This is a genomic window from Variovorax sp. GW821-FHT09D05 (assembly GCF_059416325.1).
The window spans coordinates 657,847-673,299 of sequence record NZ_JBWKOZ010000002.1 but is presented as its reverse complement, the minus strand read 5'-3'; the positions used below and the strand labels follow the sequence as shown (position 1 = coordinate 673,299).

The following is a 15,453-nucleotide window of genomic DNA, read 5'->3' as shown; positions in this document are numbered from 1 at the left end:
GCCAGCGGGATTGTCGGCCAACACGCACGGGCCAAAAAAAAGCGCCCTCGCGGGCGCCGGAATCCTGGAGAACGCAGTCCGTCAGTTCAGGACTGCTTGCCTTGCAGCAGACCGCTGAGCGAACCCAGCAGGTCGTCATGGTTGCCCAGGCCCTGGTCGGGGACCTTGCCGTGCGGCGTGAGCTGGTCGATGAGCGCCGGCAGCATGGTGGCGAGCATCGGCAGCAGCGTTTGCGCATTGATGCCGAGCTTGGACGCGATGCTGGCGATGGTGTCGCTGCCCAGCGCGTTCTGCAGCTGGTCGCCCGAGACCGGCTGGTTTTCTCCCTTGCCGATCCACGAACCGATGACGTCGCCCATGCCGGCCTGCTCGAACTTCGAGACCAGACCGCCCAGGCCGCCCTGCCCGCCGTTGTTGGCGAGCAGGCCGCCCAGCGCGCCGGCCAAGCCTCCCAGATCGCCCAATCCGCCGCCTTGCGGTTGCTGCTGTTGCGCAGCGCCTCCGAGCACTTGACCGAGTACCGAATCGAGCAATCCCATGGCTGTTTCCTTGGTGTGTGACAGAACCGTCTGCATTGTTAAATGCCGCGGACCGTAAGCAGAAAGTGGCACGTCCACTTTCGAACTGGCAACGTGACAAATTACTTGGTACGCGCTGTCCGTTTGGGGAGCAATGCGGGGCTGACCCCCTGCACGCCCACCAGGCCCAGCACGGTAACCAGCGAATTCTGCGCGCCTTTCCATGCATCTGTCACGTCAATGGACTCGCTCAACGAATGGAATCCGGAGGCCTTGCCGCCACCGCCGACGATGATCGCGGGAATGCCCAGCGCGATCGGCACGTTGGCGTCGGTGCTGCCGCCGCGCAGCAGCGTCTTGTTGCCGAAGGCGGCGTTCGAGCGGATCGCGGCCTCGACGATCACCGAATCGGGCGGCGTGCGGCCGCCGGGGCGGTCGCCGATGAGCTTGGTGCTCACGCTCAGCGTGCTCACGTTCCAGCGCTTGTTTTCCTCGACCACTGCTTCGTCGATGGCGGCCAGGATCTTCTTCTCCGTTTCGAGAAGCGAGGCCATGTCGTCGGAGCGGATGTCGATGGCCATGCGCGCATCTGGCGCGATGGTGTTGACCGAAGTGCCGCCGCCGACCGTGCCGACAGTGAACGTTGTCTTCGGGAAACTCGGCGTGCGGATATCGGCGATCTTCGCGATGGCGCGGCCCATGCCGTGGATGGCGCTGGGCACTTGGCCGAACGCGCCGAAGCTGTGGCCGCCCGGGCCCTGGAACGTGACTTCGTAGCGGTGGCTCGCGGTGCCGAGCACCAGCACCGCGCCCGGCGACGACGGCTCCAGTCCCACCATGCCGTCGATATCGAGGTTGTCGCGAAAGATGGCCTTCATGCCGCGCAGGTTGCCGAGTTCTTCCTCGCCGACGTTGGCGACGATCATCAGGTCGCCCACGGTCTGGATCTTGTTTTCGTTCAGCACCTTGAGCCACGACAGAAGCACCGACAGGCCGCGCGTGTCGTCCGCGATGCCGGGTGCGTGCAGCCGGCCGTCGTGCTCCTTCACCTTCACGTCGGTGCCGGCGGGGAACACGGTGTCGAGGTGGGCCGAGATCAGCAGCTTCGGGCCGCCGCCGATGCCCTTGCGCAGGCCGACCACGTTGCCTTCGGCGTCGATCTTCGCGTGCGTCAGTCCCAGCGCCTTCATGCGCGCGAGAAACGCCTCGGCGCGCTTGTGCTCCTTGAAGGGCGGCGCCTCGATCTCGGTCAGCATCTTCAGGTCATCGACCGAGTGTTCATGGTCGGCCTTGACCGCGTCGAGCAGCTTCTGGATGGCGGGCGAGGCCATCAACTGGGTGTAGGCCTTGTCGACCTCGGGGCTGACTTGCGCGGGCGTGGGGGCGACGGCCTGGCTCTGGGCGAGCGCGCCCTGTGTGGCGCACAGCAGCGCGGCAAGAACGAGAAGTGCAAGGCGCAGAACGCTTGGCAGGCGGGACATCGGCAAAAGTCCTTCTTTTGTCTTAATGAAGTAACGATTGTTTCCCAAGCTTTCCGCGCGCGCGTCGCGGAAAACACCCACCTCGCGGCCCTGCCTAGAGTCCGGCCAGGGACACCAGCGCGGCCAGCGCCGCCGTTTCAGCGCGCAACACGCGCGCGCCGAGGGTGATGGGAGCGAAGCCGCGGGCGATGGCCTGCTGTTCTTCGGTGCTGCTCAGGCCGCCTTCGGGGCCGCTCAATACAGTCACGCCTTGGTCGTTCGGGGCTTGAAGTGTGTCGGCGAGGCTGCGTGTGCCCTCGGCAAGGCTCAGCACAAGGCGCACGGCCGAGGCTTCATTGGTTTCGAGCCAGCCCGTGAAGGACTGCACCGGATGGATCACCGGCACGCGGTTGCGCCCGCACTGCTCGCAGGCCGCGACCGCGATCGCCTCCCAGTGCGCCCGCTTCTTCTCGGCGCGCTCGCCCGACAGGCGCAGCACGCCGTGTGCAGTGGCCAGCGGCTGGATGCTCGCCACGCCGAGCTCGGTGGCTTTCTCGACCAGCCAGTCCATGCGCTCGTTGGCCGGCATGCCGACCGCAAGGTGCACGGCGCGAGGCGCTTCGCGCTCCACCGGCAGGTGGGCGCCGACGGCCACGGCGACGTCGCTGCGGCCCATGCGCTCGACCGTGGCTGCATATTCGCCGCCCGCGCCGTCGAACAGCGTGATCGCATCGCCGGGCTGCATCCGCAGCACCTGCACGTGGCGCGCAGCGCCGGGCGGCAACGCCAGGCTGACGCCGGCGCTCAGCGGCACGGAACAGTGAAAACGCGGCATGCTATGAAATCGATAGCTGCGAGCGACCGTTGTACGGCCGTCACAGGGTGGTGCTTTTTCAGTTTTCCTTCAGACACGGCCGTAGGCGAAGCCCGTGATGGCTGAAGTGCCCTCGATTTCGTCGATCACGCGCAGCAGCGGCGTCAGCTCCATGTAGCGGCTGGCGGTGGCGCGGATGTAGGCAATGAAGCGCGGCGTGTCAGCCAGGTACTTGGGCTTGCCGTCGCGCAGCGTGAGGCGCGCGAAGATGCCGGCCACCTTCAGGTGGCGCTGCAGGCCCATCCACTCGACCGCGCGGTAGAAGGCGCCGAAGTCTTCGTCGACAGGCAGGCCGGCCTTGCGCGCAGCCGTCCAGTAGCGGATGGTGATGTCGAGCACGAACTCCTCGTCCCAGCTCAGGAAGGCGTCGCGCATCAGGCTGGCGATGTCGTAGGTGACGGGGCCGTACACGGCGTCCTGGAAGTCGAGCACGCCGAGCGCTGCTCCGTTGCCGATCATCAGGTTGCGCGGCATGAAGTCGCGGTGCACGTAGACGGCGGGCGACGCCAGGTTGCTGTCGACGATCAGCTTGAAGCTGCGCTCGAGCCGCTCCTTCAGCTTGCCTTCGACGGCGATGCCGCGGTGGCGGCCGATGTACCACTCGGGGAACAGCGACAGTTCGCGCTCGAGCAGCGCCCCGTCGTAGGGCGGCAGCACGCCGGGCTTGGAGGCCAGTTGCCAGCGGATCAGCGCGTCGATGGCCTGGTCGTAGAGCGGGCGGCTCGCGTCGGGCTTCGCCGGATCGATCACGTCCAGCATGGTCTGGCGGCCCAGGTCGTCGAGCAGGAGAAAGCCGTTCGGCTTGTCCCATTCGAGCACCGTGGGGGCGAGCACGCCGGCGCCGGCCATCAGCTGCGCCACCTGGACGAAGGGGGCGCTGTTTTCCTTGTCCGGCGGCGCGTCCATCACGATGCGCGTGGGGGCGGCGGTGTCGGCGGTGTCGAGGCGGAAGTAGCGGCGGAAGCTCGCGTCGACCGAGGCGAGCCGCACGGTGTCGGGCAACAACCGGTGGGCAGGCGCGATGGCGGCCAGCCAGCCCCGGAACACTTCGGCCCGCTGCGGATCAGTCCAGAGGATGGTCTCGGCGGGGCTTGGGGCTAATGAGGCCGGAGGCGGGGATGCTGTCATGGATAATCGATTCTACAAATCCGCCTGGCGCGGCAATCCCCCTTGGCCGGCTTCCGGCCGATGCGGGTTGCTGCCGGCCCCTGCAACCCGCCGGCCTGCCGCGCCGTCCCCCGACGATTTTTCGTTCCGAACCGATGCCTACGACCCAAAGCCCTCACGCTTGGCACCTTGTGCGCTCGCTGCCCTTCCCGGGCGAGTCGACCGCTTTCCTCGGAACGGCTGGGCGGGAGGCCTGATGAACCGACGTCGTGTCGCCCCGCGGCGCTCGCGCCCGCCGCTACCGCTGGCTGTTTTGTCGCTGGCCCTGATGCACGCACATGGCGCCTCCGCGCAGACGGCCGGCAACTTCGACGCTCCGCTCACCCTGAAGCGCACGCCGCTGCTGACCGAAACCCTGACGCCCGCGGACCGCGGCCAGATGCCCAGCATCGTCACCGGCGACCGCATCTCCGGCCGGCCCGACCTGGAAACCGTGGTCGAGGGCAACGCCACGCTGCGGCGCGGCGCCGTGTCCATCACCGCCGACCGGCTCGAGTACTACCAGCCCGACGACCGCGCCAAGGCCACCGGCAACGTGCGCGTCAACCAGGCCGGCAACGTGTACGAAGGCCCCGAGCTGCAGCTCAAGCTGGAGACCTTCGAGGGCTTCTTCAACAACGTGCGCTACCAGTTCCTCGTGAACGAAGCGCACGGCGAGGCCAAGCGCATCGACTTCGTCGACGCCAACGTGTCGATCGCCCGCGAAGCCACCTACACCACCTGCCGCCGCGAAGACTTCCCGGGCTGGATGCCGGCCTGGTTGCTGACCGCGACCACGATGACCACGGACACCGAGGAAAACGAGGGCGTGGCCAAGAATGCGCGGCTGAGCTTCATGGGCATCACCACGCCGCCCATTCCGAGCGTGAGCTTCCCGCTGTCGAACGAGCGCAAGAGCGGCCTGCTGCCGCCCACCATCGGCATCGACAACACCAATGGCATCGAGATCGCGCAGCCGTACTACTGGAACATCGCGCCCAACCGCGACGCCACGATCACGCCGACGATCATGAGCAAGCGCGGCATCAATTTCAGCAACGAGTTCCGCTACCTCGAGAAGGGGTACAACGGAACGATCCGCTTCGACCTGATGGGAAGCGACCGCCTGATGGGCCAGCGTTACCCCGATCTCGGCAGCACCAAGCGCTGGGGCGTGTGGGGCACGCATCACCAGGACTTCGATGCCAAGGCGCTGGGCCTCGACTCGCTGTCGGCCAACATCAGCATCAACCGGGTGAGCGACAACGACTACTGGCGCGACTTCACGCGCACGCCGTCGCTCGCGCAGCGCCAGCTGCCCAACGATGCATCGCTCAACTGGAGCAAGGGCGACTGGAGCGGCATCGTCCGCACGCTGAAGTACCAGAACCTGCAGTACGACTTGTCGCCGATCGTGCCGGCGTACGACAAGATGCCGCAGATCACGGCCAACTACAACAAGTACGACTGGCACGGCTTCGACGTTTCGCTGAACCTGGACTACACGCACTTCCGCGTGAACACGATCCTGCCGTCGCAGCTCGGCTACGACGCCACCCAGCAATCGCAGCCCGACGGCGACCGTGCCATGGCCGTCGCCTCGATCAGCCGCCCGTTCATCACGCCGAGCTCGTTCGTCATCCCCAAGCTGATGCTGAACGCGGCCTCGTACAACTACTACCTGCCGCAGTCGTCCATTCCGACGGTCACGGTCAACGGTACCCAGTACGTCAACGGCCAGGTCTACAACCCGAGTTCGCTGTATTTCTTCCCGACCTCCAGCAACCGGGCGGTGCCGACCTTCAGCCTCGACAGCGGCCTGACTTTCGAGCGCGACGCCAACTACTTCGGACGCGCCTTCCGCCAGACGCTGGAGCCGCGTGCCTACTACGTCTACACGCCGTATCGCAACCAGAGCATGCTGCCGAACTACGATTCGGCGGCCAACGACTTCAGCTTCGCGACCATCTACACCGAGAACGCGTTCTCGGGCGGCGACCGCGTCTCGGACACCAATGCCCTCACGCTCGGCGTGACCTCGCGCCTGATCGATCCGGCCACCGGCGTCGAGGCCGCGCGCTTCGGCATCGCGCAGCGGCTGCGCTTCAGCGACCAGAAGGTCACGCTGCCCGGCGGCACGCCGGTGACCGACCGCGCGAGCGACCTGCTCGTGGGCGCCCAGATCAACTGGACGCCCAAGTGGAGCCTGGACACCCTCGTGCAGTACAACCCCGACACGCGCAAGTCGGAGCGCTCGGCCATCAGCGCGCGCTACAACCCCGAGCCGTATCACAACCTGAGCGCGGCCTTCCGCTACCAGGCGCCCAGCACCCCGACCGCGACCGACGGCAGCAAGTCGATCGACGTGGGCTGGCAATGGCCCATCAACGACCTGTGGGGCGACAAGGGCAAGAACCTCGGCCCCGGCAAGGGCCAGGGCGGCGGACGCTGGTATGCGGTCGGCCGGCTCAACTACAGCTTGCAGGACAAGAAACTCACGGACGGCGTGCTCGGCTTCGAGTACGACGGCTGCTGCTGGATCGGGCGCGTGGTGCTGCAGCGCATCACCACGGGCCAGGTGACGGCGAACACCCGCATCATGTTCCAGCTCGAATTCGTCGGCTTCTCCAGCATCGGCTCCAGCCCCATGCAGGCCCTGCGGCAGAACATCCAGCGCTACGAACCCCTGCGCCAACCGGGCGAAGCGCCGAGCCGCTTCACCAATTACGACTGAGACGACTGACTGAGCGACGCCATGAAATACATCCGTTCCATCATCACCCTGGGCTGCCTCGCGGCAGTGGCTGCAACGTCGGGTGCGCAGGGCTTCCGCTCCGGCACCGGCATCACGGACATCATGCGCGCCGGACCGCGCCTGGGCCCACCGGCCGCGCGGCCGTCGACGGCGCCTGCCGCGGCGCCCGTGCAGCGCTCGGCTGAATTCATCGTCGCGCTGGTCAACTCGGAGCCCATCACCAACACCGACGTGCAGACGCGCGTGTCGCGGCTGATCAAGGAGAACCCGGACGCAGAGCGCGTTCCCCGCGGCGAGCTCACCCGGCTCGTGCTGGAGCGGCTGATCACGGAGCGTGCCCAGCTTCAGCTCGCGAAGGAAAACGGCATCAAGGTCGACGACGTAGCCATCGACCAGGCCGAGCAGACCGTGGCGCGTCAGAACGAGATCAGCCTGGTCGAGCTGCGCCGCCGCGTGGCCGCCGAAGGCATCGCGCAGCAGGACTTCCGCAACGACCTGCGCGACCAGCTGTTGCTCACGCGCCTGCGTGACCGCGAGGTCGAGTCGAAGGTCAAGATCAGCGACGCCGAGGCCGACGAATACCTGCGCGACCAGCGCAATCAATCCGTCAAGAACGCGGCGCTGGAAAACCTCAACCTCGCGCAGGTGCTGGTGGCCGTTCCCGAGAACGCCACCGACGCCCAGGTGGCCGCGGCACAGAAGAAGGCACAGGACCTCGCCCAGCGCGCCCGCGCCGGCGAAGACTTCGCCAAGCTGGTGCGCGAGAACTCCGATTCGCCGGACCGCGCCAACGGCGGCGCCATCGGCATGCGCAGCGCCGACCGTTATCCGTCGCTGTTCGTCGAGGCCACGCAATCGACCGCGGTGAACGGCATCGCCGGGCCCGTGCGTTCCAGCGCCGGCTTCCACGTGCTCAAGGTCATCGCCAAGGCCCAGATCGGGTCGGGCGACGCCACGGTCACGCAGACCCAAGTGCGCCACATCCTGCTGCTCAACGACCCCAAGCGCACCACGGCGCAGGCGGTTGCGCAACTGGCCGAATTCAAGCGCCGCGTGCAGGCCGGCACCGCCGACTTCGCCGGCCTTGCCCGCGACAACTCGCAGGACGGCAGCGCCAAGGACGGCGGCGACCTCGGCTGGTCGCGTCCGGGCCAGTTCGTGCCCGAATTCGAGGAAGCCATGGACCGGCTCGCACCGGGCCAGATCAGCGACCCCGTGGTGTCGCGCTTCGGCGTGCACCTGATCCAGGTGGTTGGCCGCCGCGATTCCAAGCTCAGCCAGTCGGAGCAGCGCGAAGCTGCGCGCACCGCGCTGCGCGAACAGCGCGTAGAGGAGGCCTTCACCACCTGGGTGCAGGAAGTGCGCGCACGCGCCTACGTCGAATACCGCGACCCACCGCAATCCTGATTCGATGGCACACATCGCCAGGAAGCGGTTCGGGCAGCACTTTCTGTCCGACGGGGGGATCATCGATGCGATCGTGCGCGAGATCGCGCCGCAGCCTAGCGACGCCATGGTCGAGATCGGGCCGGGGCTCGCGGCGCTGACGCAGCCGCTGGTCGAGCGGCTGGGCCGCCTCACCGTGATCGAGCTCGACCGCGACCTCGCCAAGCGCCTGCGCGAGCATGCGCAGCTCGACGTGATCGAGTCCGATGTGCTGAAGGTCGACTTCGCGGAACTGGCCGCCAGGTTCCCGGCCAAGCCGCTGCGCGTGGTGGGCAACCTGCCCTACAACATCTCCACGCCTATCCTGTTTCACCTGCTGGGTAGTGCCCATCTGGTCGCCGACCAGCACTTCATGCTGCAGAAAGAAGTGATCGACCGCATGGTGGCCAGGCCCGCCACCTCGGACTACAGCCGCCTGAGCGTGATGCTGCAGTGGCGCTACGAGATGCAGAACGTGCTGTTCGTGCCGCCCGAGAGCTTCGACCCGCCGCCGCGCGTGGACAGTGCCGTGGTGCGGATGGTGCCGCTGGCGACGCCGCCGGCGGTCGATGCGGCCCGTCTGGGGGAGATCGTGCAGGTCGCCTTCAGCCAGCGCCGCAAGCTGCTGCGGCACACGCTGGGCAAATGGCTGCAGGAGCACGGCTTTGCCGGTGAATTCGATGTCCAGCGACGGGCCGAGGAAGTGCCCGTCGACGAATACGTCGCTCTGGCCCAGGCCATCATCCCGTGAAACCCATGAAAAAAGCCCGTCTGCGACGGGCTTTTTAACGGAGGCTGCAAACGCCTAAGCCTGCTTGCTTATGCGGCGGCGAGCCAATAACCCGCATTGAAGGGGCTGCTCATGCGCAGCGCCAGGGGCGACACGTCGACCAGTTTGTCGGTCGGCATTTTTTCGCCGGCCGGTTCGGTGGAGGCGGCCGCTGCGGTTGCGGTGGTGTTCACTTCGATGCCATCGAGGGTTTCAGCGTTCGGCTGAGCCTCGTTCGCCCGTTCTGCTTGGCTGGTAGATGCAGAACGGGCTACAGAAAAGAATAGAAGCACCGGAACGGGACCTTGCGGTCGCCCCAGTAGTCCGAGGCGTCGCGGAAGATGTCGAGCAGCTGCTCGCGCGCTTCCTTGTCGAACTTGGCGTTGGCCGGGATCTGCTCCAGCACGATGACGAAACCTGGCTGCGGGCCCGATTTATGCAACGGGTCGGTCATGCAGTCGTACAGCGCGTCGAAGTTCTTCCCGAAGTGGGCCGGGAACGTGAACTGCTGCGCGATCAGGTCGAGCACGTCCTGCTTGGTCTGGGCGTTGCCCAGGTTGGCATACAGGAAGTGCTGGCCGGCCGCGTTGGCCGCGTCCTGCAGGTCGTTCACGCGGAACGCGCGGATCGATTGCACGATGTTCGGGCGTACGGCACGAAGGGATAAGGTCATCTCCGCTGGTCTTTCCATAGTCATCATCATTTCTTCGGGGCGCTTCGGGGCGCCGCTCAGGTCGTTTTCATCGCTCATGGCGCAATCCGTCTGAAACTCGCATAGTGGTCTGCGGTGTACCAACAGGCCTCGGGCGTCGTGCGTTGTTCACCGCCGCAGACGATTCGTTGTGCACCACGGTTGCGCGAACCGGGCGTCGTAACCGTGTACTCGCGGTAGTGGCCGCGGCGAGCGGGTGGCAAAAGACGCTCGCGATTGCCGAACACCGTGCCGTCCTTGTCATACCGGAAGGGACCGCCACTCAGGATGGCCTGGTAGGTTCGTTGGCCCTGTGCCGGCAATTCGGACAGAGCGATCGTTTCCTCGGTGGACGTTTTTCCGGCGCCGAACCATCCGCGGGCCTCGGCCCCCGTCGTCAACGCCACCAGCATCAGACTGGTGAGCGCAAACTTTGTGACAGAGGACGTGATCGAGGCGTAAGCCGCCATGGGGCACCACAAGAAAAGAGCGGGGGGTTCGAATCGGCGATCAACGTCGGGTTAACCCGCAAATTCAAGCCCGCGAGTGTGCACCACGCTGGCGAAAATAGCAAGCGACTGCTCAAAGTTTGAGCAGTCGCGAGGGGATCGAGTGGCGCTTTAAGTTGGCGGCCACTCTCGCCAAATGGCTTATCTCTCGGCGTTTGCGTCAGCCACTGTCAAGGCTGTCATGTTCACGATGCGCCGAACAGTCGCACTTGCCGTGAGAATGTGCACAGGTTTGGCTGCGCCAAGCAGAACCGGGCCGATCGCGATATTGCCGCCTGCCGCCGTCTTGAGCAGGTTGTAGGAAATATTGGCCGCGTCGATGTTCGGGAAAACCAACAGGTTGGCATCGCCCGCCAGCGCGCTGTGCGGCATGACCACCGCACGCTGCTTGCTGTCCAGCGCCACGTCGCCGTGCATTTCGCCATCCACTTCCAGCCAGGGCGCCTGCACGCGCAGCAGGTCGAGCGTCTTGCGCATCTTGATGGCGCTGGGCTCGTTGCTGGTACCGAAGTTGGAATGCGACAGCAGCGCCGCCTTCGGCTTCAGGCCGAAGCGCATCATTTCCTCGGCCGCCATGGTCGTGATTTCGGCCAGTTCCTCGGGCGAGGGGTCGTAGTTGACGTGCGTGTCGACCAGGAACACCTGGCGGTCGGGCAGCAGCAGGCCGTTCATGCAGGCGTACACCGGCACGTCCTGCGGCGTGCTCTCGCAGCCGCCGGGGCGCTTGCCGATCACCTGGTCGATGTAGTGCAGGTGGATCAGCGTGGTGCCCCAGGTGCCGCAGATCATGCCGTCCACCTCGTCCTTGTGCAGCAGCATCGCGCCGATCAGCGTGAGGCGGCGGCGCATCTCGATCTTGGCGACCTGGGCGGTGATGCCCTTGCGCTCGGTCATGCGGTGGTAGGTTTGCCAGAAGTCGCGGTAGCGGCGGTCCTGCTCGACGTTGACGATGTCGTAGTCGAGCTCTTCCTTCAGCCGCAGGCCGAACTTCTCGATGCGCTGGGCGATGATGGCCGGTCGGCCGATCAGCGTCGGGCGGGCCAGGCCTTCGTCGACCACGATCTGGGCGGCGCGCAGCACGCGTTCTTCCTCGCCTTCGCAGTACGCCACGCGCTTCTTCGCCGCGCGACGGGCGGTTTCGAAGATCGGCTTCATCGTGGTGCCCGAGGCATAGACGAAGCTTTGCAGCTTGTCGCGGTAGGCGTCCATGTCCTTGATCGGACGGGTCGCAACGCCGCTTTCCTCTGCCGCCTTGGCCACGGCCGGCGCGATCTTCATCATCAGGCGCGGGTCGAAGGGCTTCGGAATCAGGTATTCGGGGCCGAATGACAGCTTTTCACCGACGTAGGCAGCAGCAACGCGCTCGCTCTGCTCGGCCTGCGCCAGATCGGCAATTGCGTGCACCGCGGCGATTTCCATCTCGTCGGTGATCGTGGTCGCGCCCGAATCGAGCGCGCCGCGGAAGATGTACGGGAAACACAGGACGTTGTTGACCTGGTTCGGGTAGTCGGTGCGGCCGGTGGCCATGATCACGTCGTCGCGCACCGCATGGGCGTCTTCGGGCGAGATCTCGGGGTTCGGGTTGGCCAGCGCGAAGATCACCGGGCGCTTGGCCATCTTGGCCACCATTGCCGGCTTCAGCACGCCGCCGGCCGACAGGCCCAGGAACACGTCGGCGCCCTCGATGACCTCGGCGAGCGTGCGCGCGTCGGTCTTCTGCATGTATTGGCGCTTGTCGTCGTCCATCAGCTCGGTGCGGCCTTCGTAGACCACGCCGGCCAGGTCGGTCACGAACACGTTCTCGCGCTTCAGGCCGACCTTGAGCAGCAGGTTCAGGCAGGCCAGCGCCGCGGCACCGGCGCCCGAGGCCACCAGCTTGACTTCAGTGATGTCCTTGCCCGCCACCTTCAGGCCGTTGACCATGGCCGCCGCTACGGTGATGGCAGTGCCGTGCTGGTCGTCGTGGAACACCGGGATCTTCATGCGCTTGCGCAGCTCGCGCTCGACATAGAAGCAATCAGGGGCCTTGATGTCTTCCAGATTGATGGCGCCGAAGGTCGGCTCCAGCGACGCGATGATGTCGACCAGCTTGGCCGGGTCTTTCTCGTCGATTTCGATGTCGAACACGTCGACGCCGGCAAATTTCTTGAAGAGAACGCCCTTGCCTTCCATCACCGGCTTGGACGCCAGCGGGCCGATGTCGCCCAGTCCCAGCACCGCGGTGCCGTTGCTGATGACGGCCACGAGGTTGCCGCGCGAGGTGTACTTGAAGGCGTTGGCCGGGTCCTTGACGATTTCCTCGCAGGGCGCGGCCACGCCGGGCGAGTAGGCCAGCGACAGGTCGCGCTGGTTGACCATCTGCTTGGTCGCCGCGATGGCGATCTTGCCGGGAACGGGAAACTCGTGGTACTCGAGGGCGGCACGTCGCAACTCGGCGCGTTTGTCTTCGGGCGTGGGAGTCGATGAGGTCGAGGGGGTCGAATCTGACATGTGCCGTAGCTCCTGGTGGCGCTTCTTCTGGGGGCGCCGATTGTAGACCTCGGTTCGTAAAGCCATACACCGCATGGCCGGTGCCAACCATGACCAAAAGCACGGGTGCGCTGTCAAGTCGCTGTGGCAATATGCACAGTTCGGATAAAACCTGAAAAAACCTGAAGAGGAGCAACCATGGCCCTGATGGATTTCATCAAGAAACAGTTCATCGACATCATCCAGTGGACCGAGACCGGCGATGGCACGCTGGCCTGGCGCTTCCCGATGGCGGAGATGGAAATCCAGAACGGCGCCTCGCTCACCGTTCGCGAGTCGCAGGTTGCCGTCTTCGTCAACGAAGGCAAGGTGGCCGACGTGTTCGGCCCCGGCATGTACAAGCTCACGACGCAGACGCTGCCCGTGCTCACGTACCTGAAGAACTGGGACAAGCTCTTCGAGTCCCCCTTCAAGAGCGACGTCTATTTCTTCAGCACCCGCCAGCAGGTCGACCAGAAGTGGGGCACGCCCCAGCCGATCACCATCCGCGACAAGGACTTCGGTGCCGTGCGCCTGCGCGCCTTCGGCAACTACTCCTTCCGCATCGGTGACGCCAAGGCCTTCCACACCGAAATCTCCGGCACGCGCGACATCTATTCCGTGGCCGACCTCGACGGCCAGCTGCGCGGCTTGGTGCTGCAGAACATCAGCAACGCCATCGCCTCCAGCGGCGTGCCCTTCCTCGACCTTGCTGCCAACCAGATCCAGTTCGCGCAGGCGCTTGCCGCGCAGCTCGTGCCCGAGTTCGAGAAGATCGGCATCAAGCTCGAGAACATCACGGTCCAGAACGTCTCGCTGCCTGAAGAGCTGCAGAAGATCCTCGACCAGAAGATCGGCATGGGCATGGTCGGCAACGACATGGGCAAGTTCATGCAGTACCAGACGGCGCAGGCCATCCCCAAATTCGCCGAGGGCGCTGCCAACGGCGGCGGCATTGCCGGCGACGCGATGGGCCTGGGCGCTGGCGTGGCGCTCGGCCAGGTGCTCGCGCAGAACCTCGCGCAGGGCCTGAGCCCCAATGCGGCCGCGCAGGCCGCGGCAACGCAGCAGCAACCCGCCGTGGCCGTGGTGAGCCCCACCGACGTGATGACCACGCTCGAGAAGCTCGGCGAACTCAAGACCAAGGGCATCCTTACCCAGGAAGAGTTCGACGCCAAAAAAGTCGAACTGCTGAAAAAGCTCGTCTGACCCGGCGCTATGTTCCCGATAGCGCCTGACGCCCGTTCGACGGGCGTCGGAAGCCTCATTGGCTTGAAAAACTCGTGGCCGTCCACGCCATGGCTGATGCGCCATGGCTGAGGAAACCGGCAACCAACGCTACTACCGCGCGCCCTGCCCCGGCTGCGGCGCGCCGGTCGAATTCCGCTCGGCGCAATCGACGCACGCGGTCTGCCCCTACTGCCAGAGCACCGTCGTGCGCCAGGGCGACACGCTCGCGCGCACCGGCAAGATGGCCGAGCTGTTCGACGACTTCAGCCCGCTGCAGCTGTTCGCCGCCGGCCGCATCCAGGACAAGCCCTTCACGCTGATCGGCCGGCTGCAGTACACCTACCCCGGCGGCCGCTGGACCGAATGGATCGCCGCGCTCGACGGCGACCGCACCGCGATCCTCAGCGAGGACAACGGGGCCTACGTCTTCGCGTTGCCCTTCGACCTGCAGCGCGCCGCGCCGCCATGGAACGAACTGCGCGTGGGCGCGACCACCGCCTTCGCCGGCCAGAGCTACACCGTCACCTCGAACGAGCAGGTGGCGCTGACCTCTGCACAGGGCGAACTGCCGCACCTGCCCGAGCTCGGCCGGCCGTTCGCGATGGTCGAGCTGCGCAACGACAAGGGGCTGGTGCTCAGCATCGACTACGGCACCGCGACGCCCAGCGCCTACCTCGGCCGCTCGGTGCAGCTCGAAGACCTGCAACTCACCGGCCTGCGCGAGGAATCCGCCAAGGACGAAAAGGGCCGCAGCTTCAACTGCCCCAACTGCGGCTCGCCCGTCACCGTCAACCTGGCCGACAGCAAGAGCATCACCTGCCGTTCGTGCAGCAGCATCATCGACCTGTCGCAGGGCATCGGCGGAGAGCTCAGGCACGCCACGCAGGACGAGCCCGTGCGCCCGCTCATCGCGCTTGGCAGCATGGGCCAGCTGCAGGGCGCGCAATGGCAGGTGGTCGGCTTCCAGCACCGCATGGGCAGCGAGCCCGGCGACGACGAGCAGTTCGGCTGGGACGAATACTTGCTCTACAACAAGAAGCGTGGCTTCAGCTTCCTGGTCGATGCGGAAGACGGCTGGAGCATGGTCAAGCCGACCACCGGCGCGCCGGTGATGGCCGAGAACGGCAGCACCGCCACCTACCTCAGCAAGCGCTACCAGCAGCAGTACGCCTACAACGCCGAGACCACCTACGTGGCGGGCGAGTTCTACTGGCAGGTCGAGCGCGGGCAGAAAACCTTCAACCGCGACTTCGCCAACGGCGGCGCGCTGCTGTCGATGGAGCGCTCTGCCAACGAGCTGACGTGGTCGTCGGGCAGCAAGATCGACAGCGGCGCGGTGGCCACCGCCTTCAAGCTCGACACCAAGAAGGACATGTTCAAGCGCGCCGACGCGCTGCCCGTGAGCGCCGCCTCCGGGCTGGGCTGCGGCACCATCATCCTCATCATCGTCGTGATCATCATCCTGCTGATCATCCTGAGCACCTGCAGCAGCTCGTCGGGAGGCTATCGCAGCTCGGGCGGCTCGTATGGCGGTTATTCGAGTGGCGGCGGCCACAAATGACGGCGAA

At 65.9% G+C, this 15,453-nt stretch carries 13 protein-coding genes; 5 read left to right on the top strand and 8 right to left on the bottom strand.

Annotation, left to right across the window (positions count from 1 at the left end; genetic code table 11):
• Positions 1-86: 86 nt before the first annotated feature.
• From AC07O3_RS07735 to AC07O3_RS07720, 4 genes are all read right to left on the bottom strand, one after another.
• Positions 87-539, bottom strand: coding sequence for a YidB family protein (locus AC07O3_RS07735; protein ID WP_218132223.1), 453 nt, complete (start codon positions 537-539; stop codon positions 87-89).
• A 101-nt stretch (positions 540-640) separates the two neighbouring features.
• On the bottom strand, positions 641-1,999 hold the full coding sequence (locus tag AC07O3_RS07730) for a M20/M25/M40 family metallo-hydrolase (protein ID WP_495338987.1): 1,359 nt from the start codon (positions 1,997-1,999) through the stop codon (positions 641-643).
• Between the two features lie 94 nt (positions 2,000-2,093).
• Complete coding sequence (locus AC07O3_RS07725) at positions 2,094-2,813, bottom strand: 16S rRNA (uracil(1498)-N(3))-methyltransferase (RefSeq protein ID WP_093055020.1); 720 nt, start codon at positions 2,811-2,813, stop codon at positions 2,094-2,096.
• A 69-nt stretch (positions 2,814-2,882) separates the two neighbouring features.
• The gene (locus AC07O3_RS07720; protein ID WP_495338986.1) at positions 2,883-3,980 is read right to left on the bottom strand and encodes an aminoglycoside phosphotransferase family protein; all 1,098 of its coding nucleotides are present in this window, start codon (positions 3,978-3,980) and stop codon (positions 2,883-2,885) included.
• Between the two features lie 235 nt (positions 3,981-4,215).
• Between AC07O3_RS07720 and AC07O3_RS07715 the strand changes: the two genes are divergently transcribed.
• The 3 genes from AC07O3_RS07715 to rsmA are packed head-to-tail and all read left to right on the top strand — an operon-like array spanning position 4,216 to position 8,929.
• On the top strand, positions 4,216-6,732 hold the full coding sequence (locus AC07O3_RS07715) for an LPS-assembly protein LptD (protein WP_093055024.1): 2,517 nt from the start codon (positions 4,216-4,218) through the stop codon (positions 6,730-6,732).
• A gap of 21 nt (positions 6,733-6,753) precedes the next feature.
• The gene (locus tag AC07O3_RS07710) at positions 6,754-8,160 is read left to right on the top strand and encodes a peptidylprolyl isomerase (protein ID WP_093055026.1); all 1,407 of its coding nucleotides are present in this window, start codon (positions 6,754-6,756) and stop codon (positions 8,158-8,160) included.
• A 4-nt stretch (positions 8,161-8,164) separates the two neighbouring features.
• Positions 8,165-8,929, top strand: coding sequence for a 16S rRNA (adenine(1518)-N(6)/adenine(1519)-N(6))-dimethyltransferase RsmA (gene rsmA, locus AC07O3_RS07705; RefSeq protein ID WP_495338985.1), 765 nt, complete (start codon positions 8,165-8,167; stop codon positions 8,927-8,929).
• Positions 8,930-8,997: 68 nt separating this feature from the next.
• On the opposite strand, the gene AC07O3_RS07700 is transcribed toward rsmA, so the two are convergent.
• The 4 genes from AC07O3_RS07700 to AC07O3_RS07685 all read right to left on the bottom strand — a co-directional run bounded on the left by AC07O3_RS07700 (position 8,998) and on the right by AC07O3_RS07685 (position 12,637).
• Positions 8,998-9,141 (bottom strand): hypothetical protein, encoded by a 144-nt coding sequence (locus tag AC07O3_RS07700; RefSeq protein WP_176928788.1) that lies wholly within the window; start codon positions 9,139-9,141, stop codon positions 8,998-9,000.
• Between the two features lie 77 nt (positions 9,142-9,218).
• Positions 9,219-9,644 (bottom strand): barstar family protein, encoded by a 426-nt coding sequence (locus AC07O3_RS07695; protein WP_086011111.1) that lies wholly within the window; start codon positions 9,642-9,644, stop codon positions 9,219-9,221.
• A gap of 50 nt (positions 9,645-9,694) precedes the next feature.
• Entirely contained in the window at positions 9,695-10,108 is a 414-nt protein-coding gene (locus AC07O3_RS07690) for a guanyl-specific ribonuclease (protein WP_093055030.1), read from the bottom strand.
• Between the two features lie 180 nt (positions 10,109-10,288).
• Positions 10,289-12,637 (bottom strand): NADP-dependent malic enzyme, encoded by a 2,349-nt coding sequence (locus tag AC07O3_RS07685; protein ID WP_093055032.1) that lies wholly within the window; start codon positions 12,635-12,637, stop codon positions 10,289-10,291.
• 177 nt (positions 12,638-12,814) lie between these two features.
• Here AC07O3_RS07685 and AC07O3_RS07680 point away from each other — a divergent pair, with 177 nt between their 5' ends.
• Together AC07O3_RS07680 and AC07O3_RS07675 are read left to right on the top strand one after the other, a co-directional pair.
• The gene (locus AC07O3_RS07680; protein ID WP_093055034.1) at positions 12,815-13,864 is read left to right on the top strand and encodes an SPFH domain-containing protein; all 1,050 of its coding nucleotides are present in this window, start codon (positions 12,815-12,817) and stop codon (positions 13,862-13,864) included.
• A 103-nt stretch (positions 13,865-13,967) separates the two neighbouring features.
• On the top strand, positions 13,968-15,446 hold the full coding sequence (locus AC07O3_RS07675; RefSeq protein ID WP_093174591.1) for a DUF4178 domain-containing protein: 1,479 nt from the start codon (positions 13,968-13,970) through the stop codon (positions 15,444-15,446).
• The last annotated feature ends 7 nt before the right edge of the window (positions 15,447-15,453 follow it).